At 33.7% G+C, this 25,662-nt stretch carries 23 protein-coding genes and 1 pseudogene; 7 read left to right on the forward strand and 17 right to left on the reverse strand.

All coding sequences use genetic code 11. From position 1 onward, the window contains the following. Positions 1–70: 70 nt before the first annotated feature. The 3 genes from HHU08_RS14425 to HHU08_RS14435 form a co-directional block, all read right to left on the reverse strand. Positions 71–550 (reverse strand): glutathione peroxidase, encoded by a 480-nt coding sequence (locus HHU08_RS14425; RefSeq protein ID WP_169188745.1) that lies wholly within the window; start codon positions 548–550, stop codon positions 71–73. Positions 551–562: 12 nt separating this feature from the next. Next, on the reverse strand, positions 563–1,099 hold the full coding sequence (locus HHU08_RS14430) for a hypothetical protein (protein WP_169188746.1): 537 nt from the start codon (positions 1,097–1,099) through the stop codon (positions 563–565). Between the two features lie 356 nt (positions 1,100–1,455). Further along, positions 1,456–3,144 carry a formate--tetrahydrofolate ligase gene (locus HHU08_RS14435; protein ID WP_169188747.1) on the reverse strand — a complete coding sequence of 563 codons (1,689 nt, stop codon included), beginning with the start codon at positions 3,142–3,144 and terminating at the stop codon, positions 1,456–1,458. 769 nt (positions 3,145–3,913) lie between these two features. On the opposite strand from HHU08_RS14435, the gene metA reads away from it, so the two are divergent. Further along, positions 3,914–4,822, forward strand: coding sequence for a homoserine O-acetyltransferase MetA (metA, locus tag HHU08_RS14440; RefSeq protein ID WP_016203111.1), 909 nt, complete (start codon positions 3,914–3,916; stop codon positions 4,820–4,822). An 88-nt stretch (positions 4,823–4,910) separates the two neighbouring features. Here the strand turns inward: metA and HHU08_RS14445 are convergent, their stop codons facing one another. After that, positions 4,911–5,615: an AIM24 family protein gene (locus tag HHU08_RS14445; RefSeq protein ID WP_101730988.1), complete on the reverse strand. Its 705-nt coding sequence runs from the start codon at positions 5,613–5,615 to the stop codon at positions 4,911–4,913. A gap of 368 nt (positions 5,616–5,983) precedes the next feature. On the opposite strand from HHU08_RS14445, the gene HHU08_RS14450 reads away from it, so the two are divergent. Beyond that, positions 5,984–6,196: a DUF3892 domain-containing protein gene (locus HHU08_RS14450; protein ID WP_101730987.1), complete on the forward strand. Its 213-nt coding sequence runs from the start codon at positions 5,984–5,986 to the stop codon at positions 6,194–6,196. A 96-nt stretch (positions 6,197–6,292) separates the two neighbouring features. Here HHU08_RS14450 and mntR read toward each other — a convergent pair whose 3' ends face one another. From mntR to HHU08_RS14475, 5 genes are all read right to left on the reverse strand, one after another. Next, positions 6,293–6,718, reverse strand: a complete 426-nt coding sequence (gene mntR / locus HHU08_RS14455; protein WP_016203108.1) for a transcriptional regulator MntR — start codon at positions 6,716–6,718, stop codon at positions 6,293–6,295. 356 nt (positions 6,719–7,074) lie between these two features. After that, the gene (locus HHU08_RS14460; RefSeq protein WP_169188748.1) at positions 7,075–9,225 is read right to left on the reverse strand and encodes a type IA DNA topoisomerase; all 2,151 of its coding nucleotides are present in this window, start codon (positions 9,223–9,225) and stop codon (positions 7,075–7,077) included. A 272-nt stretch (positions 9,226–9,497) separates the two neighbouring features. Further along, the gene (locus HHU08_RS14465; protein ID WP_101730986.1) at positions 9,498–10,481 is read right to left on the reverse strand and encodes an aromatic acid exporter family protein; all 984 of its coding nucleotides are present in this window, start codon (positions 10,479–10,481) and stop codon (positions 9,498–9,500) included. Continuing rightward, positions 10,481–10,780, reverse strand: a complete 300-nt coding sequence (locus HHU08_RS14470) for a hypothetical protein (RefSeq protein WP_016203105.1) — start codon at positions 10,778–10,780, stop codon at positions 10,481–10,483. The genes HHU08_RS14465 and HHU08_RS14470 overlap by 1 nt, the downstream gene beginning before the upstream one ends. A gap of 668 nt (positions 10,781–11,448) precedes the next feature. Further along, positions 11,449–11,736, reverse strand: a complete 288-nt coding sequence (locus HHU08_RS14475) for a hypothetical protein (protein ID WP_101730985.1) — start codon at positions 11,734–11,736, stop codon at positions 11,449–11,451. A 447-nt stretch (positions 11,737–12,183) separates the two neighbouring features. On the opposite strand from HHU08_RS14475, the gene cspD reads away from it, so the two are divergent. Further along, the gene (gene cspD, locus HHU08_RS14480) at positions 12,184–12,384 is read left to right on the forward strand and encodes a cold-shock protein CspD (RefSeq protein ID WP_009332654.1); all 201 of its coding nucleotides are present in this window, start codon (positions 12,184–12,186) and stop codon (positions 12,382–12,384) included. A gap of 139 nt (positions 12,385–12,523) precedes the next feature. On the opposite strand, the gene HHU08_RS14485 is transcribed toward cspD, so the two are convergent. Continuing rightward, positions 12,524–12,709 carry a zinc-finger domain-containing protein gene (locus HHU08_RS14485; RefSeq protein WP_101730984.1) on the reverse strand — a complete coding sequence of 62 codons (186 nt, stop codon included), beginning with the start codon at positions 12,707–12,709 and terminating at the stop codon, positions 12,524–12,526. Between the two features lie 31 nt (positions 12,710–12,740). Further along, positions 12,741–13,400, reverse strand: coding sequence for a reverse transcriptase-like protein (locus HHU08_RS14490; protein ID WP_016203103.1), 660 nt, complete (start codon positions 13,398–13,400; stop codon positions 12,741–12,743). A gap of 358 nt (positions 13,401–13,758) precedes the next feature. Here HHU08_RS14490 and HHU08_RS14495 point away from each other — a divergent pair, with 358 nt between their 5' ends. Together HHU08_RS14495 and HHU08_RS14500 are read left to right on the forward strand one after the other, a co-directional pair. Further along, positions 13,759–14,148 (forward strand): reverse transcriptase-like protein, encoded by a 390-nt coding sequence (locus HHU08_RS14495; protein WP_016203102.1) that lies wholly within the window; start codon positions 13,759–13,761, stop codon positions 14,146–14,148. 17 nt (positions 14,149–14,165) lie between these two features. After that, positions 14,166–15,092: a DMT family transporter gene (locus HHU08_RS14500; protein WP_169188749.1), complete on the forward strand. Its 927-nt coding sequence runs from the start codon at positions 14,166–14,168 to the stop codon at positions 15,090–15,092. 210 nt (positions 15,093–15,302) lie between these two features. On the opposite strand, the gene HHU08_RS14505 is transcribed toward HHU08_RS14500, so the two are convergent. After that, positions 15,303–15,572: a DUF6123 family protein gene (locus tag HHU08_RS14505; protein ID WP_169188750.1), complete on the reverse strand. Its 270-nt coding sequence runs from the start codon at positions 15,570–15,572 to the stop codon at positions 15,303–15,305. A 192-nt stretch (positions 15,573–15,764) separates the two neighbouring features. Beyond that, positions 15,765–16,244 (reverse strand): divergent PAP2 family protein, encoded by a 480-nt coding sequence (locus HHU08_RS14510; RefSeq protein WP_016203099.1) that lies wholly within the window; start codon positions 16,242–16,244, stop codon positions 15,765–15,767. Between the two features lie 108 nt (positions 16,245–16,352). On the opposite strand from HHU08_RS14510, the gene sspL reads away from it, so the two are divergent. Then, positions 16,353–16,487 carry a small, acid-soluble spore protein L gene (gene sspL, locus HHU08_RS14515; RefSeq protein ID WP_016203098.1) on the forward strand — a complete coding sequence of 45 codons (135 nt, stop codon included), beginning with the start codon at positions 16,353–16,355 and terminating at the stop codon, positions 16,485–16,487. Positions 16,488–16,714: 227 nt separating this feature from the next. Here the strand turns inward: sspL and HHU08_RS14520 are convergent, their stop codons facing one another. The 3 genes and pseudogenes from HHU08_RS14520 to HHU08_RS14530 all read right to left on the reverse strand — a co-directional run bounded on the left by HHU08_RS14520 (position 16,715) and on the right by HHU08_RS14530 (position 22,348). Then, a complete protein-coding gene (locus tag HHU08_RS14520) occupies positions 16,715–17,587 on the reverse strand; it encodes a 5'-3' exonuclease (protein ID WP_169189690.1) in 873 nt (290 codons plus the stop codon). A 284-nt stretch (positions 17,588–17,871) separates the two neighbouring features. Next, positions 17,872–18,731 (reverse strand): annotated as a pseudogene (locus HHU08_RS14525) (sulfurtransferase). Positions 18,732–18,760: 29 nt separating this feature from the next. After that, entirely contained in the window at positions 18,761–22,348 is a 3,588-nt protein-coding gene (locus HHU08_RS14530) for a dynamin family protein (protein ID WP_169188751.1), read from the reverse strand. A 653-nt stretch (positions 22,349–23,001) separates the two neighbouring features. Between HHU08_RS14530 and HHU08_RS14535 the strand changes: the two genes are divergently transcribed. Further along, positions 23,002–23,454, forward strand: a complete 453-nt coding sequence (locus HHU08_RS14535) for a chemotaxis protein CheX (protein WP_016203092.1) — start codon at positions 23,002–23,004, stop codon at positions 23,452–23,454. Positions 23,455–24,002: 548 nt separating this feature from the next. Here HHU08_RS14535 and HHU08_RS14540 read toward each other — a convergent pair. Then, on the reverse strand, positions 24,003–25,526 hold the full coding sequence (locus tag HHU08_RS14540) for a carboxypeptidase M32 (protein ID WP_169188752.1): 1,524 nt from the start codon (positions 25,524–25,526) through the stop codon (positions 24,003–24,005). Positions 25,527–25,662: the final 136 nt, after the last annotated feature.

Here is a 25,662-nt window from a genome sequence, read left to right on the forward strand (position 1 = left end):
AAAGGGAATCTAGTATCATTTTTAGTGAAATAAGCTTGTTCACTAAAAATGATTAGACTCCCTTTTTATATTAGTTCAATAGCTTTTCGATATCCTTTATTATTTCTGAAGGCTTCGTACTTGGTGCATACCGTTCGTGCACTTTTCCATTTTGATCAATTAGAAACTTTGTAAAATTCCATTTAATCGCTTTTACACCTAATGCTCCAGGTGCTTCTTTTGTTAAAAATTGATATAGTGGATCTGCCTCTTTGCCATTTACATCAACTTTTGCAAACATCGGAAAGGTTACACCAAAGTTTATTTCACAAAATGTTTTAATCTCTTCATTTGTTCCAGGATCTTGATTCATAAACTGATTGCTCGGGAAACCCAACACGGAAAAGCCCTTTTCTTTATATGCTTGATACAGCTCCTGCAATTCTTTAAATTGGGGAGTGAACCCGCATTTACTTGCTGTATTTACAATTAATAAGACTTTTCCTTTATAATCACTTAATGAGCGCAATTCTCCATCCATCGTTTTTACTTCGAAATCATAAATGCTCATACAACATTCTCCTTATACAGTTAATAATGAATCATGAGATTGCAACGAATGTAACGTTTTTTCCATAAATTCCATCATGGTTATCATATCATCAATCTGTTCTTCTGTAATTAAGCGTTTAAAATCAATGGTAATATGATTATGGACAATATCATCAGAATCAAGGGGATAGAAACTAACTTCTTGGATGATCTTCATGTCCTTGCCCCAAATATCTTCTAATGTATGCTGTAACAGTGTATAAATCTCTGTGTCCTTTTTATGTTTTAAAAATAGATGAATATAGATGGAAGCACCAATTAAACTTTTCTTATTTTTAGTAGCTAAAAGTTCTGCCGATAAATTATGTAAATCAGCAAATAATTCAAACATTACTTTTGCATTTTGTTGATTTTTCAATCGAAATGTTATTGTATACTTCCTTGCGAGTTTACTACTGTTAAATAAATCATTACGATCTAGGACGATGATATCCCCATCCAAATCGCGGTCATAAATAAGACCTTCCATCACTGTTCTCATATTTTCAAAGGCAGTGGGATCAAACATTCTTTTTTCTCCTTTGCTTTTTCCTATTGAAAGAATACCGATCTTTTAGAAAGGCTGTTTTCGTAAAGTTTGTTGCGATTACCCACAGCCGGAATACACTTCGCTTTCCGTGGGGGTGGGGCTCGCGCTGAGTCTCCTCAGCTTCGCCTCCGGGGTCTCAGGCTGTCTCGCTAATCCCCGTGGCGTCTTCGTATATTCCGGCTGCTCCATTTTTCCAACTAATTCTTTTTTTCTATTGAAAAAACAACAATCCTTTAGAAAACAGGCTGCCTATAAAAGCGCAAGCCTTTTACTTACATATAAAAGAAATCTCTTACATTGTGGGTATATAATCCTTGCGCTTTACTTTGACTATTTTAAAATAATCCTACCGCTTTTCCATCTTCATCAACGTCCATGTTTAAAGCAGCTGGTTTTTTTGGTAAACCAGGCATTGTCATGACATCTCCAGTAAGGGCTACGAGAAATCCTGCGCCAATAGAAGGCTTAAACTCACGAATCGTAATCGAAAACCCTTCTGGTCTGCCGATTAATGACGGTTCATCAGATAAGGAGTATTGTGTCTTCGCCATGCAAATAGGGAGATTACCCCAGCCGAATTTTTCAAAGTCAGCAATTTGTTTCTTTGCTTTAGAAGAATATTCCACTCTATTCGCTCCATAAATTTTGGTGGCAATCGCAAGAATCTTTTCTTCTATTGTGGATTCAAGAGAATATAAGTTTTGGAATGTATGTTCGTTCTTTTCCAAAATAGCTAATATCTTTTGAGCAAGTTCTAAGCCACCTTCTCCACCTTTTTCCCATACTTCTGTTAAAGCAACGGGAATGTTTGCTTGTTCACATAGCTCTTTCAACACGTTAATTTCTGATTCTGTATCTGTTATAAATTTATTAATGGCTACAACAAATGGTAAGCCGAATTCCTTAATACTCTCCACATGCTTCTGCAGGTTTGCAAAACCAGTTCGAAGTGCTTCGGTATTTTCCATGGCAAGTTCTTGTTTAGAAACTCCTCCATGCATTTTTAACGCTCGAATCGTTGCAACTATCACAACAATTTCAGGATTTATCTCTTTATTTCTCGACTTAATATTTAAAAATTTCTCTGCCCCTAAATCTGCTCCAAATCCAGCTTCTGTTACTACATAATCTCCTAATTTTACCGCAGCAGTTGTCGCAATAACACTATTGCAGCCATGGGCAATATTCGCAAATGGACCACCATGAATAATAGCTGGAGAATGTTCGATCGTTTGAACTAAATTTGGTTTAATTGCATCTTTAAGTAGTAAAGTAAGTGCTCCTTCAACTTTCAAATCTCCAACTGTCACAGGAGCTTTATCTATATTATAGGCAACGACCATTCGTGATAATCGAGTTTTTAAATCATTAATATCGGATGCCAAACATAATACGGCCATAATTTCAGAAGCAACGGTAATGTCAAAGCCATCTTCCCTTGGTACTCCTTGTAATGGACCACCTAACCCGATAACTACTTTTCTTAGAGCCCGGTCGTTTAAATCCACAGCTCTTTTCCATACGATTCTGCGCTGATCAATACGGCATTCATTCCCTTGGTGAATATGGTTATCTATTAAAGCTGCTAAAGCATTATTTGCCGTTGTAATGGCATGAAGATCTCCAGTGAAATGCAGGTTTATATCCTCCATTGGAAGCACTTGTGCCTTTCCGCCACCAGCTGCTCCTCCTTTTATGCCCATTGTTGGACCTAAGGAAGGTTCTCTCATCGCAATAACTGCTTTTTTATGTAATTTATTCAATGCATCACCTAAACCAACTGTAACGGTCGATTTCCCTTCTCCTGCGGGAGTTGGGTTAATAGCTGTCACAAGGATAAGTTTACCTGCTTTATTCTTTTTCAAAGTATTTAATGTATCTGCAGAAATTTTCGCTTTATATTTTCCATATAATTCAATATCATCGTCTGATAAGCCAAGTTTCTCGGCAATATGTATAATTGGTTTCATTACTGCTTGTTGAGCAATTTCGATGTCAGATTTCATTTTCGTCTTTACCTCCATGATTTTCCTCCTGCAATTTCAACCTTCAATTAGTATTGTACAATAAAAGAGGCGTTATAAGTACACGTTTCGACAAAATCCTTCTACGCTCTCTTCAATTAGTTCCCAATCCTTATTTATTTCTACTAGCAATCTCCTTATAATTTTCTATAAAGTGAAACTTCCAACAGTTGGGGTTTTTCCTTCTTCCCCCACTGATGATTAGTTGAACCAATCGAGGCTTTACGGACAGTTAATCACACCAAACTTCCTCGTATTCTCGTAAGCTTATGGTTGAGTCTCACTGTCCGTTAAGAGGAGGCCACTGAAAAAGTCTTTTTTTTCGTGTGAAATGAAGAGCAAGCATATTTGAAAGTGAAAATAAGGTTGGTTTGGAGAGGCGTCCGCTCGACTCCTATGGGAGGCTTGGCACTCGCCCCATGGAAAGCGAGCGGATGCCTCGGAAAACAAATCCATCATCTTATGTTTAAAAAGTGGCTATTGTCCATCATCATTACTAGCCAGTTTTTCAGTGCCCTCCGTTAAGAGTGGGATAAAATAATCTATCTTTTCTAAAATTCAAAACATTATGATTGCGACATATTCAAATCAAATTTATAATAAGCTATGTTGAAGAAAGTGCCATGATAAAGAAACATTCCATTTGATAACTTTTAAGATATTCGGTTATTTCTAAGAAAAACGACCGTATATCTTTGTGTAACACTACTATTTCCATCATAGAAATACATTATAAGATGATTCTATCTTTAGGAGGAGAAATACCTATATGCCAATAAAAATTCCTCATCTCTTACCAGCACGTGAAATACTAGAAGATGAAAATATCTTTGTAATGGAAGAAGGTCGGGCAAAAGCACAAGATATCCGACCATTAAACATATTAATATTAAACCTAATGCCCCAAAAAGAAAAAACAGAGGTACAAATCTTACGCTTGCTTGGGAATACCCCTTTACAAGTAAATATATCCTTTTTAAGAACAGCATCTTACGAATCAAAGAATACAAGTCCATACCATTTGGAACAATTTTATCGTAACTTTGAAGCAATAAAAACAAATAAATACGACGGGATGATTATTACAGGTGCGCCTGTAGAATTAATGAGCTTTGAAGAAGTTGATTATTGGGAAGAATTAACGAAAATAATGGAATGGTCTAAAACAAATGTTACATCTACTCTTCATATTTGTTGGGGAGCACAAGCAGCTCTCTACCATCATTTTGGGATTAATAAGTATCAGTTAGATCAAAAATGTTACGGAATTTATTCCCACTCTGTATTAAATCCGTCGGATAAGTTAATGCGTGGGTTTGATGACAGCTTTTTAGCCCCTCACTCAAGGCATACAAATGTATCAATTGAAGAAATTAAAGCCCATTCGAACCTAGAGCTATTATCTGCCTCAGATGATGCTGGCGCATTTATCATCAGTGCAAATAAAGGAAAACAAATCATGATTACAGGTCATTTAGAATACGATTCTTGTACACTAGCGGAGGAATATAAACGAGATAAAGATAAAGGATTAAATATTCATCTTCCATTACGTTATTTCCCAAATAACAATCCAGGTATGAAGCCGTTAAACAGTTGGCGTTCTCATGCTCATTTATTATTTTCCAACTGGCTAAATTATTATGTCTATCAAGAAACACCTTACGAGTGGAAATAATACTATTAACTTATCAAGTTAAAAGGAAAGAAAATACTGCCTAACAGGCAATACTTTCTTTCCTTTACAATTTAATTTGATGCACAACTTAGCCATTATTGCCGCCACCATTGGAAAAATACACTTCTTCAAATGGCTGAATCACGACAAAGCCTTCTCCCGAAAATTTCATTTGAATGGATTCTCCGCTACCTCTACCAAAAAAAGTTTTAAGGGTTATGTCTGTTACAAATTCTGGCTGTAGGTTTCCCGACCACGCAACTGTTGCATTAGGGTCTGTAAAAACTGGGTTATTTGGAGTAACTCTTAGTGTTAGTGGTTCATAGTGAGAAGTAATTGCAACCAAGCCACTTCCAGATAGATTGATATTAAATAAACCACCAGAAAGCATCCCTGCAATTCTCTTCATTAGCTTAATATCCCATTTAATCGATGGTTCAAAAGCAAGTAAATCATTACCGTTCACAAAGATAGAATCCCCATTTAAATGCAGGATGGAAATTTTCTTTCCTTGATCAGCCAAATAAAGCTTTCCATTGCCTTCTGCTTTCATAAGAGAGGCACCTTCGCCTGTTAATGCTTTCTTAAACATTTTTCCTAGTCCATGTTCCAAAATACCTTCCCTTGTAAATCGAATGTTTCCACGATAAGAAACCATACTTCCTGCTTTTGCCCATATTTGATTTGTTAAATTTATTTCGAGCATTCTCTCTGTTTCTAGTTCAAAAATTCCTTCATCCTTATCTTTTTGCTCTGTTTTTGTTAAGAACTCCTCTAATCCATATCTCCCCATACTCTCACCTCTTTTAAATTGTTAATTTTAGGATATCATCTAGAAACGGGAATGAAAATATAAATTTGGGGTAGAGATAAAGTGAAACTTCCATCAGTAGGGATTTCCCTTCATCCCCCACTGATGGTTAGTTGAACCAAGGGGACCTTTATGGACAGTTGATCTCCCTCCTATCTTCCTCGTATTTTCATAAGCTTACTGCAAGAGTCTTACTGTCCGTTAAGAGTGGGATAAATATATTTTCTACGATTGCATAAAACACAAAAGTAAATAATGATAATTTTGAATATGTTTGTATATACTATTTCATATACATTAATTGCTAGGAATAAAATTTATATTTTTCACGAGGAAAGGAGCTACTTTGTATGGAAAAAATAATTGCAGTTGAAAGAAATCATCTAGGAGACATTATTAGTTTTAAAACCTCTAATGGAAGAGTAATCTCCTATCGCAAAGCACTACTGGATATCGAAACAGGCGTTATCGATGGAGTAGAAGTTGTTGAGAATGAAAGAAAGGAAGAAGATCTATCCTTTTCTATAATTGATAACTTTGACAATTACCCCCCTATCTATTAATTGACTTTCTTCATTAACCAATAAGGGCAATTCTCTGTAGGCGTCCATGCTACTGTTATGTTAAGTAGCACATACCTAGAGAGAATTGCCCTTCCCTTATTCGATCGAATCGTTTTTTTGCTGAATTAACTTTAATTCTTTTGTATGTTCTGGGTTTTCCTCAAAAAATTGAACCAAATCTCCAATGCGATCAATCGAGTCCCAGCTTAAATGATGTTCAATTCCTTCCACATCTTCGTATATATTCTCTTCTTTGACACCAATAATTCTTAATAATTGCTCTAATAGCTCATGTCTATAGACTAGTCGTTTCCCGATTTTTTTTCCTTTTGGCGTTAAAACCAAGCCTCTATATTTTTCATAAACTAGATATTCATCCTTATCCAATTTCTGAACCATTTTTGTTACAGAGGAGGGATGTACAGATAAGCCTTCCGCAATATCTGATACTCGTGCATATCCTTTATCTTCTATTAGGTTGTAAATGCGCTCAATATAGTCTTCCATACTAGGTGTCGGCAATTCAACCCCTCCTTTACCAGGATTTCTCCTTTTTTTCTATTTTATTCATTTATACTTGTCTATGTTATCTATGTATGTATAGTCTTTTTTAAACAAGAAAAAATACCCCTTAGAAAATTAAATTTTTTTAAGAAAACGTTTTAAAGTAAAGCAGTATGCACTATTTTCCTATAAATTTTATCTCTCTAAAAAAGGCGATGGATTAAAAGAATATGTCTTTTGCATTTTACTATAAAAAAAAAGGGGAAACAAGATTCTTTCAATCAAAAGCTTACCTTAAAGAGCTCTTGTTTCCTTGTATAATTCAAAGCTACTTTATCATTCTATTTTAGCACTGAAACAATTTCACAGCAAAATTATTCAGAGAATTCCATTTTCCAGCTAAAATACTCATTGTCTTGATTCTTTTCATATTTCATTATGGCATCAAATTTATTCCCTTTTTTGCTTACTAATCCTTTAACGGGTGCTTTGCCATTTTTCAGTAATGCTTTAACCATTGTTTTCGTCGGTTTTTTCTTCATGGTTGCAAGAAATTTATCATTTTTCCAAATTACGAACTTACAGCCATTTTTCCAATTGCTACAACCAAACCCTTTTTTTCCTTCAACAACAGCATGACCACAAAGGGGACATTTCCCTAATACCTCTGTTGTTTGTTTGGTATAGGTTACTTCTTGAATAATGATTTCTTCTTCTTTCTTTATTGTTTCTACTGCGTTTGTCGTGAAGTTGTTAATAATTTGCAAAAATTGCTGTTTGCTAAATTGCCCTTTTTCAATATCATAAAGTGCTTTTTCCAGCTTGCCTGTGAAATCTAAATTAAACAGATCTTTAATCGGAAAGATTTCAACGATTCTTCTTCCTAAATCGGTACAAACTAAATTCTTATTCTTTGCTTCAATATAGCCAATATCTTTTAATTTCTTTATCGTTTCTGCTCGAGTGGCTGGCGTTCCTATACTGAAACCACTTAAGATAGACAAAACATCCTCTTCTTTTTCTGCGTCAAAGTTTTTCCCACACGTTTCCATTAATCGAAGCAATGTCTTTTCCGTATGCTCTTTTGGAGGCTGGGTAGTATGTGTGGTCGTTGTTGCTTCACTTGTAAATACTTCTTCTTGCAACTGAACCAATGGAAGCATGACATCTTTCGATTGAATTTTTTCAATCTTTTTCCAGCCTTCCACTAATTGGACTTTCCCCTTCGTTATAAAGCTGCCCTTTAGTTCTACTTGATTCATGCTCGTAATAATTTTTGTTTCTTCTACTTCAGCAACCGGCATAAACTGCATTAATAATCGGTTTTTTATTGCTTCATATACTTGTTCTTCCTCTTGACTTAATCGTTTTGGTAGCACATACGTTGGAATAATCGCACTATGACTCTCCACTTTTTTATTATCAAAAATTCGTTTGGATGGAAAAAATTTAATTTCCTCTTTGAAAGGCAAACTGTCAGCAAGGAGATTTACTACTTTCTCTGTTTTCGAAATCAAACTTTCTTCTAGTGCAATACTTGCTGTTCTTGGATACGTAATATACTTTTTTTCATAAAGACTTTGTGCAACCTTTAATACTTTATCTGCTGTCCAGCCTTTATATTTACTAGTTATATAGCCTTGAAGATTGGAAAGATTAAATAAGAAGGGTGGATATTCCTTTTTTTTCTGTACTTTTTTTTCGGTTACAATCGCTGTTTTGCCCTTAATTTTTTCCTCTAAATCTTTTAAATAATGTTCCTCTTTAAATTTTTCTTCTTTATTTTCTAAATAGGTACCTATATAATTGCTTCCATTTTCAGTTAAAAACATGGCTTGTAGTTTATAATAATTTTCTGGTACAAAGGTCTCAATTTCTTTATCACGATCATAAATGATTTTTAGTGTTGGAAGTAAAACTCTTCCAATATTTAAAGCTTTCCCTTTGCCCTTTTGATATTTTAAAGTGGCAACAGATGTTAAGTTAATGCCAATTAACCAATCAGCCCATTGTCTGCTAACTCCTGCATCTTGAAGAGGACGCAATTCTTTATTGGAACGAAGATTATCTAAGCCGTTTAATACCTCTTTAGGCGTCCATTCCTTCAATAGTAAACGATAGACTTCTTTTTCTGTTCTTAAATTATAAATAATACTGTCCCCGATAAGCTGCCCTTCTCGATCATAGTCACAAGCAGAAATAATTGTATCTACATCTGGCCTTTTCATCAGTCTATGTATTATTTTAAGCTGTTTCTCAGCACCACGGTCCGGTTTATCTCTATTTTTTGGATCGGACTTGACTTTGTATTGAAATTTAGTAGGGACAAATGGAAAATTTTCTAGTTTCCATGTAGACATTTTTTCATCATAGTCCTTTGCATCATTCAATTGTAACAAATGACCAAAAGCCCATGTTACTATATAGCCATTTCCTTCAAAATAGCCATCTTGTCTATTTTTTATTTTTAAAGCATCTGCAATATTTTTCGATACAGATGGTTTTTCTGCTAATATTAATTTCATCTATATCACCTTTTTTCACAACTAATATTCATCCTATTTTTATACAAAATAATATTATAATCGTTATAAAGCTAATTGTATAGAATGGGGAAAAACGGTTAAAATGCAACTGGGGTAGTTTTGAAAGTTTAGTTTTTAAAGGGTATATTCCTTTTTTAATATGTTAATAGCAAACAAAGAAGTAATCAGTATGGGGAATAAGGAAATATCGACCGAGACTTTTCTTTTCATTTAAGTCCCAGTCGATCTCCTATTTAGTTCACGAAAGCATGTTAATATGCTACTTTTAGCGATTTTTTAATTTGTAAATACTGTTCCAATTCTTTTATGACAAAAAAGACATGGGCTTGTTCTTCAAAAGAACGCCAATCACTTGGCAGCTTGTCGTGTTTAATCATTTCCTCGACTCGTTGGAGTTTACTTAAAAACAGAACTGCCGTATTCCCTGAATGAACACATAAACTAAGTTCTTCTAAAAAGTCTGCCACAAGCTCGCGTTGAGTATCTAAAGTTTCGACAGCTAAAATTCGGTCAAAAAGCCTAGAAATAATTTCTAATTGCTTTTCTCTAATCGTAAAGTACTTATAATAATAATTCTCTTTACGAGAAAAATGATTTTCAACGTCTCTATAGGCTACTGATTTTGCATATTGCACTTCATCTGAAGCACGTTTTAATTTTAATACATAATCTTCTTTCATTTCATTTGTCCGAAGATATACAACCATATCCATCAAAAGCGCTTTAAAATACTGCTCTATATCCTTTTGATGTACTTTCATTTCTTTATCCAAACTAGGCATATAGCTGTTTACAAGTAATGCTGCGCCAATTCCAATTACAATTAACCCTAGCTCATTTAGGACTACTTCCCAAGTCATATGATTAGTGGAGTAGATATGAAGAATAATAACCGTACTTGTTACTACTCCTTCATTTACTTTAAGTAAAACAGTTGTTGGAATAAATAACAATAACAATAATCCTATAATATATGGTTCAAACGCAATACCTTCAAAGAATATATAGGAAAATGGAATGGCAAGCATACATGCGATAAAACGAGAAAATGCACTATGAAGTGATTTTTTCTTAGAGTTTTGAACACACAGAATGGTTATAATCGCTGAAGAAACATAAAAATCTAAATGTAAAAATTGGGCTATAGATATACCTATGCTTACTGCCACAGCTGTTTTAAAGGTTCGGTAACCAATTTTATATTTTTTTAAGTTTTTCCATGCTCTTTGCATCATTAATCACAACCAGTAACAAGTAAATCATCTTGTAAAGAAGCTAACCTCGTATTCATAGCAATTTTATCACCAGGTTTCACCAATAATTGGACAACGGATCCACTAAAAGGAACGCTCACATCTTTTATTTCTCCTGCTAAAGTTCTAATGGTTAAAATTGTTTCCCATTCATAGAAATAAGCATTTTCCTTCATTAGGATCTCATCTACAGTTCCTTCAAACGGACTTAGTATCATCTGGTCTTCTCTTGAGATTTCATAATACGGACTTTGACTGCTCTTTACAATCGTTTCAATCATTTTAATAAATCTTCCCTTTTATTATTATTTTTTAATTAATTTTTGCAAAAGTTTATTTCATTGAAAAACAAACTTGCTTTTATAATAGTAATCATGTTAATAAAAACACATTTCCCCCTTTAATTCAATGATTTCAAGGATATTTTTTTCGTTTTTTCACAGGAAATTTTTGCATCCATCTATTCACTAAAACGCCTGTCAGCTCTCCCTTCTTTGCACACAAGCATGAAAGCGAAAACATACATTTACTACCAACACGAGGTAACCTTCCTACTTTTATTAAGGCATTAAAAGAGGCTGGGACATAAGTATTCCAGCCAAGGATAATTCCGAACAATTATACGAAGATGCTAATGAATGTTCCGTATAATTGTTCGGGCTTTTATTTGTTTTTCAAAGGATGTTTCCATGAAGTTTGGTGCGATTCCCCGCAGCCGGAATACACTTCGCTTTCCATGGGGCTCGCGCTGAGCCGCTTCGGCCTGTGGCCTGCAGGGTCTCAGACTGTCTCGCTAATCCCATAGGAGTCTTCGTGTATTCCGGCTGCTCTGTTTTTCCAACTAATTATATTTCCTCTTGTAAAAAGTATGCGAAAGCAGCCGCTATTTACTAGCTATATTAGAAATTGTTCGTCTTTACAGAGTATCTATTTAGTTATGTCCCATCCTCTACATAAAGTATTTTTTGATCTTACTGTCTGTTTGTATATACCAATTTTCTTTTTCAATAATATTTGCTACCGTCAAAATAAGAGATGGGATTTTTTCTACATTGAATACGATTAAGCCGATTTTTTTTACCATTATGACAAAGGACTCTCCATGCGAAAATGTAGGTAACACATTTCCTAATTGGAGGATGCTTTTGACAATTGCTTGTTTGCTGTCGTCCTCCAAAACAATATTCGGTGTAAATCGCAAGATCCAATTTTCTTTTTCAATCGAAAATCGATACATTAAGCCACCCTCTTATTCTATTTCCTGAAAACAAAACTGCTACTTCATAATATGTTGAAATTTATTATTTATGAGATATATTATTTTTAGATAGTGAACGAGTCAAATGTTCATTATTTCTTATATATATATAGGAATATTCACCCATTATCATGATTTTACATTCACGCTAAAAATAACCGATACATAGGTAAATTTATTAATAAAGTAATAAGTGTTGTATCCGCTTACTTTTCGCGAACAAAACAAGAAAGCCCTTCCATTAATTTGATTAACTTTTCGGAAAAAACGCTTTGAAACCTTGACTACATATGGGTAATCGTGTATATTATAGACATCATTTAACAAAATTCTGAATAATTACTTTCTATTATTATTTTGTTCTATGAGAATATTTATTTTATAGGCACTAACTAGTGTCTTGAAAGGCTTAGGAGGATATTTATTATGCAAAATGGTAAAGTAAAATGGTTCAATAACGAAAAAGGATTTGGATTCATCGAAGTTGAAGGTGGAGACGACGTATTCGTACATTTCACTGCTATTCAAGGCGAAGGCTTTAAATCATTAGAAGAAGGACAAGAAGTTTCTTTCGAAATCGTTGAAGGAAACCGTGGACCTCAAGCTGCTAATGTTGTTAAACTATAATTAATAATTATATATATTAATAATAGTATTCAGGGGATTTTTCAAGGAGTGGTGCTTCTAGAGAAATTCCCTTTTATTTTTCAAATACCTTCTCCAAAAAGGCTTACGCGGTATATGCTAAAAGGTGGAAGCACATATGTCACTTCGCACCTGATAGTTTCTCCCCATATCCTCTTAGCTTATTCCCTACTGTACATTGTGATATACAGAAGCGGTGAGCTCCTCTTTTCCCATACTCTATCTTATTTTGTCGATATAAAAAACAGTCGTTGCAATAGTCTTTCATTAATCCATCTGCTTCTTCAATCAGTTTTTTTCGTTCCAAGCTTCACCCCTCCTTTACCTTTACCTGACAATTAGAGCAATTGCATTTTACTATAGATGCGTTTCCCTTCTAATGCTTGGGTTGCCAATTTATCTGCTTCCTTATTCTCATTTCTTCCAATAGAAGAATATATCATATTTAAATGGAGTTTTTTTAGCTTTACTTCAATCCGATCAAGCCAGTTATTTAATTCTTCCTCATAGCATGGCCATTCGCCTTCTAATTGTTTCAAAACTACTTGGGAATCCCCTTTTACTTCACAAGTAACGTCTTTCACATCGAGCTCTTCAAGTAGGTTTAAGGCGTGAAACAACGCAGCATATTCAGCTTCATTATTGGAAAGAATATCATGAAATAACTCATTTGCGCGAACTCTAAACTTCTTTTTTCCTTGTTGAAAGAATAACACAACTCCAATTCCTGCTGTTTTCGTTTCCTTATGATAGCCACCATCAAAATAAATGATAAAGTCATGCGGCTCTTCTTCCATTTCTTCATTTAGTTTTCGTAATTCTTTTAATGTCCAGCTTGTTCCTTTTTCATCATAAAAAAGCATATCTATTACATCATTCCGCTTCTCAAGTTCCTCTCCTACTTCAAGGGCCGTAGTTGATTGTATCCAATCTGAAGTAAAATAGATTGAATCCTTCTTTTTCTTTCGTTGAAATTTGTATTCCAATTTATATTTCATAACGGTACAACCTTTCTACATATAGAGTGACTTCGATAATGATACTGCGGATCTTATTGCCCCGTTATTGGAGGAAATATCCATTCTTCTTAGAAATAATAAAAAACATTCCCATCTAAGCTTTTTTTCATTTATAATATTTTACATCGCTTGTTATGTTTCATTTCACTTTATTGCAAATAAGACTGGATTGTCATTATACCATTTTTCCATCTAATAACAGGAATAATTATTTTTCATAATTGGTTATATGTTTAATGATATATATACATTTTATGCGAGTTGTATGAAAACAAATAGCAAAACAATTCGTATATAATCATTGTTTAATCATACCAAATTTTTTGGAGGTATCAAAATGATTGAAGTTTATATTGATGGTGCAAGTGCTGGAAACCCTGGTCCAAGTGGTGCTGGTATCTTCATAAAAGGCCATGGTTCTGCAGAAAAATATTCGATTCCACTCGGATTAATGAGTAATCACGAAGCTGAATACCATGCTCTGATAAATGCATTAGAAATCTGCCTAAACAATGATTATCGAACAGTGAGTTTTCGCACTGATTCTGAACTTGTTAGTCGTGCAATTGAAAAAGAGTTCGCTAAAAACAAAAAATTTGCTCCGCTGCTAGAAAAATCATTAAAACTCATAAATGAATTAGATTTATTCTTTATTAAATGGATCCCTAGTAAAGATAATAGGACGGCTGATGAATTAGCAAGACTTGCAATAAGAAAAAATAAATAAAGAAGGGAATTCGTCCATTGAAAATACATACTTCCGCTCGGTTGGCAGACGTCTCCCTTTTATTTGTAGCACTAGTATGGGGTGCTACCTTTGTAATCGTGCAAAATGCAATTGCTTTTCTACAACCACTTATATTTAATGGGATTCGCTTCTTCTTGGCAGCCCTATTTTTATTTGTATGGTTACTTCTTTTTAAGCCTTCCCAACTAAAGCAATTAAATATACATTGCTTAAAATCTGGAATAAGCTTAGGATTATGTTTATTTATTGGTTATGCCTTTCAAACAATCGGTTTAGTATATACGACAAGCTCGAAGGCTGGGTTTATAACTGGATTGAGTGTGGTGCTTGTTCCTTTATTTTTGTATCTTTTTCTGAAACAAGCTTTACTTGTTAACCATATTATTGGTGTGGCTATTGCTACTATAGGACTTTATCTTTTAACGATGAGCAATACCTTTTCCATTAATATAGGGGATTTTTTTGTGTTCATTTGCGCCATTGGTTTTGCTTTGCAAATCATTTTAACAGGCAAATATAGTAAAGAACATCCAACCTTATTATTAACGATTGTTCAACTTTTAACGGTATCCGTTTTAGGGATAATGGGTAGCATTTTACTCGAGAACCCTAAGGCAAATTTTAAAATCGATATCTTGCTTCATCATGAAGTCATCATTGCCTTATTAATCACTTCTATTCTTGCTACCGCATTGGCGTTTATCATTCAAACAAGTTTGCAAAAATACACCAATTCTACCAGAGTTGCTTTAATTTTTGCAACTGAACCTGTATTCGCAGCAGCAACTGCTTACCTATTTAGTAATGAACAATTAACAACTAGTTCAGCAATCGGCTGTATATTGATTTTACTTGGAATGATTTTTGCTGAATTACCGAAGAAAGTATTATTTGCTGCTTTTCAAAAGGTTATGGAGAAATAATGTACTATTTTATTTTTCGTAAAGCTTGTTGCTAGTAAGCCACAGCCAAATTCATGGAAACATCCTTTTTAAAACAAATAAAAAAACCAAACAATTATACGGAACTTTTATTAGTATCTTCGTATAATTGTTTGGTTTTATCCTTGCTGGGATGCTTTTGTCACAGCCTCCGTTTAGTGAAAATAACTTTATCCACTTTATACAGACAAGTTAAAGCGGAAATAAGTGATTTCTTTTTATAAAGCTCATTACTTCTTTTTTGGTTTTCAGTTCATTATCGTTAAACATCTCTAGTAAGGAAACAAAAAAACTTCCATCAAATTTCTTTTGTAATTTTAGCGTACATTCAATAGCTGTTATAACAAGTTCATCTGTAGTATTTGTATATGCTTTGCCAAAATAAATAAAACCTATCGCATCTTCACCAAAGGAAAAGCCTTTACTTTCTAAAAAGAGCAAATACTCCTCGACAGTTTTCAAACTTAATGTACATTCCCCTCTATCCTTTTACCTATATGTTACTTTATATCACGACAATTTTCTAGTTTTTTCAACATTATTCCACTGCTTTAATGACGTTTGTCATATATTATTCATTACTATTCTTTAGATGATTTAATCAAAAAAGGATAGAGAATCGAATGGATCATTTTCGACTCTCTATCCCTCTTATTACCGATGTAAAAACGATCGTTTCTTTTTTGTTAATATATGTCCTAGAAAACCAATCAGTATGCCTAATAAGGCACCGCCAAGCACTTCTTGCGGCTGATGTCCAAGCATTTCTTTCAATTTTTTTGGTTGCTTCTCTTTAAAAGCAATATTTTTATCTGTATTAATTTTATCAACTAAATCTCCTAAATCATTCACTTTTAACGTTAATTCACCTGTTTGTCTTCTAATGCCTTGCGCATCATACATAACGATCAACCCATAAATTAGAGATAAAGCAAAGTCAATCGTTGGCATGCCTCTTTTTAGTGCTATGAAAGTCGTTAGAGAAGATACTCCTGCAGAGTGAGAGCTTGGCATTCCACCTGTTTGAAAAAACAAGCCTTTATCCCATTTTTTCGTCTTCAAAAAATGAATGGGGATTTTAAGAAACTGCGCCATTCCAATACTTATTAAGGCTACATAGACACCCTTATTCATATAATCACCTCTAACAAATAGTCTCTTTATTTATGGATGATATTATTCTTGCTTGCTCATACTATGAATGAATTTTTATTTCCACTATTAGGTGAAGAGGTGAATATAATGAGTAAAAACCAACGAAACAGAGGAAAAGCTGCTGGCGGTGTCAATCCACAAGGCTATGGCCAAGATGCAGATATCACTCCATCTCCAAAAAGCAAATTAGAAAATGCGGCAAAGAAGAAAAACACAAAATAAGAATTAATAAAGTGAAACTTCCATCAGTGGGGGTTTTCCTTCATCCCCACTGATGGTTAGTTGAACCAATCGGACCTTTACAGTTGATCTCCCACCCAACTTCCTCGTATACTCATAAGCTTGAAGTGGGGTCTTACTGTCCGTTAAGAGTGGGATAAAAAGCCACTACCATTATTGTTCATCCTTTAAACATAGTGGTAGTGGCAGTTCACAATATTATTTTCTTATTAAAATAAAGTAAGTTCTTCTTTCTTCTCTACATAATGATGGAATCTTTTAAATTCTAGTTCTTCGAATTTCTGAATAGCAAGATTCGGATTTATGTCTAAAAAACTTTCTTCCAGTAAACAACTTACCGGGACATCGCATTTAATTTCCGCTAAACGTCTACTTAAATGCAGCATTTCAAGATCGGCTTCAATTTTCGCTCGCTGTCCCTTAGTTAGTAGCGATAAATTAGTAAGTATTCCTTCTATATCTTGATGAGTTTGAAGAAGCTTTAAAGCTGTTTTTTCACCAATTCCTCTAACACCTGGATAATTATCGCTCGTATCACCCATTAATCCCTTCAAATCGATCATTTGCTGTGGAGTGATTCCCTTTTCCTCTTGAAAATTTACTGGAGTATAAAGCATATAATTACCATATCCTTTTTTTAATAAGGCAACAGAAATATGGTCATCCAGTAATTGGAGGATATCTTGATCACCTGTTAGAATGGTAACATTCGCTTCACCTTGCATTTGTTTCGCAATCGTTCCAATACAATCATCGGCCTCAAAGCCACTAATACCAATATTCGGTACATTAAAGCTTTCAACAACCTCTTTTACTAAATCGAATTGTGGTATTAGTTCAACAGGAGCGTCTGAACGATTCGCTTTATAAGAAGGATACATTTCTGTTCTAAATGTCGTACTTACCATATCCCAGCAAACCGCTACATGGGAGGGCTTAAAATGTTCAATTGCTGTGAAGAAGTGTTTTACAAAACCATGAATGGCATTTGTTGGGATTCCTTTTGAATTCACCATATATTGACCTGTAACTGCTGTAGCAAAAAATGCACGAAACAACAGAGCCATTCCATCTACTAGCATTAGGTTAGCTTTTTTCTCATTGCTCAAATTTCATCTCTCCTTTATTTCCATTAGTATATTATAACAGATTGACCCAAGGTTGTGGCTGGTAGCTTTTTCTTCTCCTTTTTTTGTTGAATTTAAAATAAGCTGTTTGTAAGTTAAAAAACAGGAAACTAAATTTCCCATTAGTTTCCTGTTCATCTAATCCAGCTTATTTAATATAAGTTCAAGACTATTATACTCTCTTCCCATTTCATCTAACTTTGTTTCTACTAGTGTAAAACCTAAGGTCTCCCACTTTTTTATTCTTCAGACTTACTTGGCAAACAAGTCTCAATTTCATTCTCTTCATAGGAGATCCAATCACTAAAACTACCCGGATAAAGCTTTACCTTATCTAGTCCAGCCATTTTCAAAGAAATATAATTAGGGGTAGCCGTTATGCCAGAACCACAATATACAATATATTCTTTGTTCGAATCTAATCTAGAGAATCTATCTTTTTGCTCACTAGTTGATAAAAAGAATCCATCTTTTAATCCTTCTGTCCATATGATGTTTATCGCCCCAGGAATATGTCCACTTTTCTTATCGATTGGCTCTATTTCTCCTGTATAGCGTTTATGTTCTCTAGAATCAATTAGTATCCTATCTTGCTTTTTTGCCTTTACTTGGGCTAAGACTTCCTCATAAGTTGCCATCATATGTGTCTGAATAACAGGAGTGAAAGTAGTCTTTGAAAAAGTTGAGACTTCTTTTGTAATAGGATAGCCCTTCTTTATCCATTCTTTATCCATTCTTTATAGCCGCCATCTAAAATATATGTATATGGATGACCTATATAGTTTAACAACCACCAAAATCTCCCAGAAAATGCCCCCTCCCCATTATCATAGGCAATAACAATAGTATCCGGACCAATCCCTATATGTTCTAACTTCTCGACAAGCTCTTCCATATCTGGTAATGGATGTCTTCCCCCATGTTCGCTTATTAGATTGGAGAGATCATTTTCCAAGTGAAAATAAGCACTATTCGGAATATGACCTTCTTTATACCAGTCTGTACCATTGTCAGGATTTGTTAAATCAAAGCGACAATCAATAATTCTAACTGAATCATTTTCTAAATTTTCTTTTAACCAATCAACACTTTTTACGATTTCCATCTTCATTCCTCCCATAGTAAGTCCTATTTATTCGTTTGCTGTGAATCTATTTGTGTTGATTCTTTTAAAATCCATTCAAGCTTTTCTATATTTTCATGTTCCGTCAATAATGCCGTTTTGCCATCATAATATTCAGCCACTTGTTCATTTACATCGTTAAGAAGTTTATCGATATGTTGTTCAAATAACTCTTTATAAAAAGTAAAGAAGAAGTGGATTTGTTCTTTTATAAAACTATTTCCATGCTCATCAACTAATTGTTCCAACTCTACCCCCATATTCTTTCGTTCATTATTTTCAAAAAAGCTTTTTGGGTTTTTGTAATATTTAATTCCGATTTTATTAAGAGCATTATCTAATTCTTTAAAAGGAGCATGATAAGTTAAACTTGAAGCCAATTCATGTTCCATTTCTTCCTGTAACCGAATTTCCCCATTGTGGGACTGGACCAATTGCTGAACTTCCTCATAACCTTCTTTTCTTTGTTTAAAAAATAGTTGATCTAACCTTACGTTTACTGCTCGTAATTCTTGTTCAAATTCAAAATTCAACTGTATTAGAAAGGAAGCCGTCGCAAGGGATATTTCTCTTTTCTTATTATCCCCTCGCAAAATGGATGGATGGTATGCCTCCTTCATTAATTCATTTAAACGGAACATAACTCTCTGCTTTAAATAAAATAATTGTTCCTCTACTTCCATTTTGAATTTTCCTAAAATATCTTGAAAACTTTTTGTTTCAATTTGGGAGAGAATATTTCGTTTTTCTTCCGCCATTCTAAATAACTCTTGTTCTGCTACTTCTTTTTTTGCAAATGCTGATTCTATTAATTTCTTTAAAAGTTCCCTTGTTCCCTCATAATCTTTTTTGGCAGATTGAAGCATCATCGATAACCATTCATGTTCGATAAAGTCATACATTTGCTCCTCTGCTTTTTTCATCCATTTCCCATATATATGATGCTTATAATAAAGACTAGATACAGGAAGAATTCTCGGAGAGCGAATTCCATATAATTGTAATTGTTCTTGTAAATACACCTGTACAGCTGCTTGCTCTTCCTCATCCTTCGCTAAATCTATTGCATTAATTACAAAAAATATTTTATCTTTTTCGAAGGCATCCTTTAATCTTCCAAGCTGCACAAGAAAAGCACGGTCAGCTTTGGAAAATGCGTGATTATAGTAGCTGACATAAAAAATACAATCTGCTTTTTTCATAAATTCAAAGCTTAATTCCGTATGTCTGCTGTTAATAGAGTCTCCGCCTGGCGTATCAACGAGCGTAATTCCTTTTCTAGTAATCATACAGTCAAAGTAAACATCAATCGATGCCACAAAACAAGAAGTCTCTTCCACTGCAACATAATTAGAAAGCTCTTCTAAATCAATATTAATTTCACTGCCCAAGTGATCTCGATGAACAGAATAGCCTTTTATAAAAGCTTGAAGATAGCGAAATTCATTTGCATATCTCTCAACTGGATTAGCAACCAGCTTTTTTATCAAATTTTGTGCGACTTCAATAGAGCTAGCTTCTTCCTTTACTAACTGTAAATAGTCATTTATCTCTGTAAGCATTTCAGACTCTGTTTTCCATTTAACAATCACCGTTTTGTGAGGATGTTCTTCATCAATTGGCAAAATTCGGTTTATAGTTGCCGTCGTTGGGTTCGGTGAAACTGGTAGAATCGGATAATCTAGTAAGGCATTGGCAAAAGAAGACTTCCCTGCACTAAAGGCACCAAATAAGCAAATAGTATAAGTACGATTTTCAATATTTGAGGCTTTGGCAAGTAAATTTTTAGCTATATGTGTAAATCCCTTTACCTTTTGAAGGTTACTACTTAAAAAACGTAACTGCCTTATTATTAGGTCTGTATCCAATTCATTTTTTACCTCTAGCTTTTGATTCTCAGCCATTTTTATTTTCTTTTCCGGTGATGTTGTTTTTATAGAAGAGAAGGATTGATATGTTATCTCTTCTTTATCTGAGTCTAGTAACACTCGCAAAATGCTCTCATCAACTGTTTGTGCTATAGTAAGCTGTTCGAGATTCTCTTTCCATTCTTGCCATTCGGTCTCTACCTCTTCTTTTTTTAGCTTAGTATTTGCATATTCTTGCCATTTTTTCTGCTCTGTAATAAGCGTTTCTTTTTCCTTATGTAATTGGTGTTGACGCTCTTCTTTCCATTGAGCAAAAAGCTGAGCGATTTCTTTTCTAAAAGACTGCTTTAAATCATTTTCAACTGTCTCACAATAAACTAGAACATAGTTTTCCGAAAGCTGTGCATCCTTATTTACTAACTCCTTTAATTTGTGAGCATCGAGAAGAGACGCAAGCCCTTTAATAATCGAAAAATACTCGGATTTACCCTGTTTCTCAAAAAACTGTGATAGCGGCGTTATCAATTGAATTTGGACTAGTTTTTCTAGCTCTTTGTAAAATGTTAAAAGTCTTTCCTCTCTTTCTTTTTGTGTTTTACTTTTACTGCCAAATAATCCAATTTTAAAATTTTTCTGTTCTGTTTCCAAATATGCTTTTGCTAATTCACGAAGATTGAAAGGCATAATATATGCATTTTTAATTATCGAATTCCATTCATTTTCTAAAGAGCCTACCATTTCACTTTCTTTATCATCTATTGTTCGAATTTCATTTTCGACTATACACAAGGTTGATTCTAAAGAACGATAGTCTTCCTCTGTTAAACCTGATAAGTGTTCCTCAAAAGGAGCGATTAGTTCAGCAGTCTTTGCTTCAATAAAAGAGATATGGTCTTTATAAAGTTTTTGAAAGGATTCATCCATTGAAATGGGAAGAATGGAATCTTTTTCATTCATTTTTTTTATAATAAACCTCTTTAAATCCTCTAATCCTTGATAAAAATAATTTGTTTCGATTAATGTAGTGAAAAATATTTTTTCTGGCTTAATACCATAAGATAAAAAGGAATCGGAAACACTTTGTTTAAAATCTTGAAACGAAATTTCCGCTTCTCGATGCTTATCCATTTGATTAACGACTAACACAAATTTTTTTCCAGAATCAACTAACTGTTTCGTAAAATCAAAATTTATTTCGGACTGCACATGATTATAATCAACGACATAAAAAATAATATCTGCAAGATGAATACTAGATTCTGTTGCTAATTGATGAGCTTGATCTGTACTATCTATCCCTGGAGTATCCATTAAAATAGTATTCTCTAAAAGCAACTCCGTGTCTAACTGAACTTCCAATTCTTTTATATCCTCAACTCTTTCTGTTGCCTGAAGTACTCCTTTTATATCAAGAACATCTGTATAAACATCTCCTTGATTAGAACGGTAGGAAACTTTTAACTGGTTTCTTCCTTTTTTCACACGGATAATATTGGCGGTTGTTGGAATGGGACTTGTTGGTAAAACCTGTGTACCAATAAGTTTATTAATCATGCTTGATTTTCCGGCAGAATAATGTCCACAAAAAGTCACTATAAATTCTTTTTTTGTTGCTTTCTTGATTAGTTGTTTCAACCTTTGTGCCGTTTGCTGATCACCATGTGCCAAAAAATATTGATAAAATGCTGTCCATTTATGTAAAATATCTGTATTCGTTGAAAGCATGATAGACTCCTTTTCATCCTGTATTTCTTTTATTTTAACTATTTTCCAAGTAACAATAAAGAAAAATTAACTGAAAATTGAAAGCGAAGACAAAAAATCACATGATTCTTATAAAGTGAAACTTCCGTCAGTGGGTTTTTCCTTCCTCCCCCACTGATGGTTAGTTGAACCAATCGGACAATTACGGATAGTAAGAGTGGAATAAAACGACAATAAAAAACTGCTTTTCCTTGTCAGCACTCCCACCTATTTTGGTGAGCTGTGTTGACAAGAAAAAACAGTATTTATCAAAAGTTTATGTATATCTATTGTTTAGGGTTTGTTGCCTTCGTTGTATTATTCAAGACATATTTCATAACAAATAAATAACCAATTACCGTTAAACCAATTGGAAAAGCTACCATTCGTTACACCTCTTTTCCTTAATGAGAATAATTTTCTATCTCATTTATATAGTATCATTAATGAAAATCATTTTCAATAAGAAAAAAGTTTCGATTATTTTTTCACATATGCATAGGCGAAAAGCTTATCCATCAACACCATTAGGAAAAATGTACCATGATTATCCTCCTATTCCCCAGAAAAATTTTGAACAAAATAGGTCTATTTTATGATAAGATGTTTTTATTAGAAGGATGGGGGAATAGTAAGTGACATTAACAAAAAGTACAACTGAAATCTTAAATGCAACTATTGAGGCTGTAAAAGGTGTTATTCCCTGTGAACTACAAATTGAGAAGCCAGCTTTAACTGTTTCACCCTTTATTTTACAATCTTTAGGGGTATTAATAGGCTTAACTGGAGATTTCCGTGGCAGAATCATTATTGACGGAAATAACCAAGTTTTTGGTAAGATTGGCGAATCTATGTTTGGTATGTTTTTAGAAGGAGAAATGCTTGAATCATTCTCTGGGGAATTGGGTAATATGATTGCTGGAAATTTATCTACTTTTGTATCACAAAATGGAATTGAAATAGATATTACTCCACCTACTGTTTTAGCTGGAGAAACAAAGTTATCTGGTTTTGAAAAGGCTCTTAGCCTACCAATTTCACTTCAAAATATTGGTCAATTGACCATTGTATTAATCTTAGAGATTTAAATTAAATCTACATCAGTGTTTTCCTAACACTGATTTTTCATTTAGATACTCTTTTACTGATGGAAATCGTCTCCTTTCTGCTCTTCATATGGTGCTCTGAGCAGACTGCATCAGTCACAGAATTAAACAAAAAAGCAGAAAAGTAACTTACTTTTTCTGCTTTTTTTGTTTTACTTATTATTTGTATGGCTTTGTACTTCAATTTTTATTAGATTCTCCGCTTTATGCCCACAGCATTTACATATTGTCTTTTCTGTATAGATGTTCAGGCAGTGACTACAATAATAATTCACCATATTTATCACACCCACTTCTTCATAAACATATATTAGTATATTTATCATTCGTGGAATATGTGCCAAAACTAGAAAAGATTAACCGATTTGTCATATTCGATCTATTCGCAAAATTGTTGTTATCATGGATCCACAAAATAGATGCTTATTCAAATATATGCTTAATCTTTTTCCCATTCTTAATGGGAAGTATGTTCCAATCGCAAGCTGCGAAAATTCGCGAAATCAGGTGGGGCATGGATAAAGTTTTCTTTATTGCTCTAACTGATAAACATCACTATATTTTTTATATAGATAGTCAATTAAATATTGAGCATTTAATCCTTCACCTGTAACATCTTTTAATATCTCAAGTGGTTTTTTCGTTTTACCATAATAATGAATTTTTTCATTAAGCCATTCTTTAATAGGTAATAATTTTCCCTGTTCTAATAATTCATCGAAGTTAGGAATATCCTTTAGCATTATCTGTTTTAGCTGTGCTGCATACATATAACCTAGTGCATAGGAAGGAAAATATCCAAAGCTTCCGCCAGCCCAATGTACATCCTGGAGCACACCTTCTCCATCATTTTTAGGAACAACACCTAAATATGATTTATATTTCTCGTTCCATATCTTCGGCAAATCCTTTACTTCTATATCCCCATCAAATAATCCCTTTTCTATTTCATAACGAATCATAATATGTAACGGATATGTTAATTCATCTGCCTCAATCCTAATTAGTGAAGGCTTTGACTCATTGATAGCTCGATAGAATTCTTCCACAGGAACTTGATCAAATTGTCCATTTGTATATGATTTTAATGTTTCATAATTATGTCTCCAGAAAGAAAGATTTCTTCCGACAAAATTTTCATAGAAGAGAGATTGAGATTCATGAATCCCCATAGATGTTCCTGAACATAATGGCGTACCAACTAATTCCTTAGAAATATTTTGTTCATATAATGCGTGACCAACTTCATGAATTGTTCCAAATACAGCTACTCTAAAGTCTGATTCGTCATATTTAGTCGTGATACGAACATCACCTGGATTAATTCCTGTAGCAAATGGGTGAACCGTTTGATCTAGCCTCCCTGCATCAAAATCATATCCTACCTGCTGCAATACTTTGAGGCTGAATGCTTCTTGATTTTCTTTGGAAAATGGCTCATATAAGAAGTCTGTTGATGGCTTATTAGTTGATTCTGCAATTTTATGTACTAATGGCACTATTTTCTCTCTTACATTTGAAAATACTTCATCTAATATAGAAACTGTCATTCCTGGCTCATACATATCTAATAAAACATCATATTTATTATCTTTATATCCCCAATATTCAATGAACCGTTTATTCATTTCAACTAACTTTTCTAAATATGGCTGAAATAGGGCAAAATCAGCTTTCTCTTTCGCCTCTTCCCACACACTTTCTGCTTTCGACTGTAGCATTACATATTCTTTATGTTCTTGGGCTGGAATTTTTTTATTGCGATCAAAGTCCTTCTTCATTTCCTCTACTGTTTTCCTTGTGATAGGCGATAATTCCTTTTGAATGTTTTCTTCAGAGAGAATAGAAAGGTAAGATTCCAGTTCTGTAGAAGTTGATAAGGCAAACAATTCAGAGGATAATACCCCAATTACTTCTGTTCGCTGGTCTACTCCCTTTTTTGGGGCACCTGTACGCAAATCCCAATAAATTAAAGCAAGCGCTTCATTATATGCACCTATTTTCTTCACATAATCTAAAAATTGTATTTCTATCTCTTTTTGATTAGTAGACAATATACTCTCCTCTTTTCTTTCCTATTATTCTTTTATCATAACATATTGGTTAATGAACTAAATATGATTAATAATTAATTTTCATTGAAGACCACATAGATAACAAATACTTTTCCCTTTAGAGACAAAAATGTCC

The sequence above is a fragment of the Niallia alba genome, assembly GCF_012933555.1.
GTDB lineage: Bacteria > Bacillota > Bacilli > Bacillales > Cytobacillaceae > Niallia > Niallia alba.

What these genes read in the sequence shown, in the direction of transcription:
- HHU08_RS14530 (WP_169188751.1), bottom strand. Translation starts at nt 22,348, where the DNA reads ATGCTTTCAACGAATACAGATATTTTACATAAATGGACAGCATTTTAT.
- sspL (WP_016203098.1), top strand. Translation starts at nt 16,353, where the DNA reads ATGAGTAAAAACCAACGAAACAGAGGAAAAGCTGCTGGCGGTGTCAAT.
- HHU08_RS14430 (WP_169188746.1), bottom strand. Translation starts at nt 1,099, where the DNA reads ATGTTTGATCCCACTGCCTTTGAAAATATGAGAACAGTGATGGAAGGT.
- metA (WP_016203111.1), top strand. Translation starts at nt 3,914, where the DNA reads ATGCCAATAAAAATTCCTCATCTCTTACCAGCACGTGAAATACTAGAA.
- HHU08_RS14445 (WP_101730988.1), bottom strand. Translation starts at nt 5,615, where the DNA reads ATGGGGAGATATGGATTAGAGGAGTTCTTAACAAAAACAGAGCAAAAA.
- HHU08_RS14470 (WP_016203105.1), bottom strand. Translation starts at nt 10,780, where the DNA reads ATGATTGAAACGATTGTAAAGAGCAGTCAAAGTCCGTATTATGAAATC.
- HHU08_RS14475 (WP_101730985.1), bottom strand. Translation starts at nt 11,736, where the DNA reads ATGTATCGATTTTCGATTGAAAAAGAAAATTGGATCTTGCGATTTACA.
- cspD (WP_009332654.1), top strand. Translation starts at nt 12,184, where the DNA reads ATGCAAAATGGTAAAGTAAAATGGTTCAATAACGAAAAAGGATTTGGA.
- HHU08_RS14510 (WP_016203099.1), bottom strand. Translation starts at nt 16,244, where the DNA reads ATGAATAAGGGTGTCTATGTAGCCTTAATAAGTATTGGAATGGCGCAG.
- HHU08_RS14495 (WP_016203102.1), top strand. Translation starts at nt 13,759, where the DNA reads ATGATTGAAGTTTATATTGATGGTGCAAGTGCTGGAAACCCTGGTCCA.
- HHU08_RS14425 (WP_169188745.1), bottom strand. Translation starts at nt 550, where the DNA reads ATGAGCATTTATGATTTCGAAGTAAAAACGATGGATGGAGAATTGCGC.
- HHU08_RS14460 (WP_169188748.1), bottom strand. Translation starts at nt 9,225, where the DNA reads ATGAAATTAATATTAGCAGAAAAACCATCTGTATCGAAAAATATTGCA.
- HHU08_RS14450 (WP_101730987.1), top strand. Translation starts at nt 5,984, where the DNA reads ATGGAAAAAATAATTGCAGTTGAAAGAAATCATCTAGGAGACATTATT.
- HHU08_RS14520 (WP_169189690.1), bottom strand. Translation starts at nt 17,587, where the DNA reads ATGCTAGTAGATGGAATGGCTCTGTTGTTTCGTGCATTTTTTGCTACA.
- HHU08_RS14435 (WP_169188747.1), bottom strand. Translation starts at nt 3,144, where the DNA reads ATGGAGGTAAAGACGAAAATGAAATCTGACATCGAAATTGCTCAACAA.
- HHU08_RS14465 (WP_101730986.1), bottom strand. Translation starts at nt 10,481, where the DNA reads ATGATGCAAAGAGCATGGAAAAACTTAAAAAAATATAAAATTGGTTAC.
- HHU08_RS14490 (WP_016203103.1), bottom strand. Translation starts at nt 13,400, where the DNA reads ATGAAATATAAATTGGAATACAAATTTCAACGAAAGAAAAAGAAGGAT.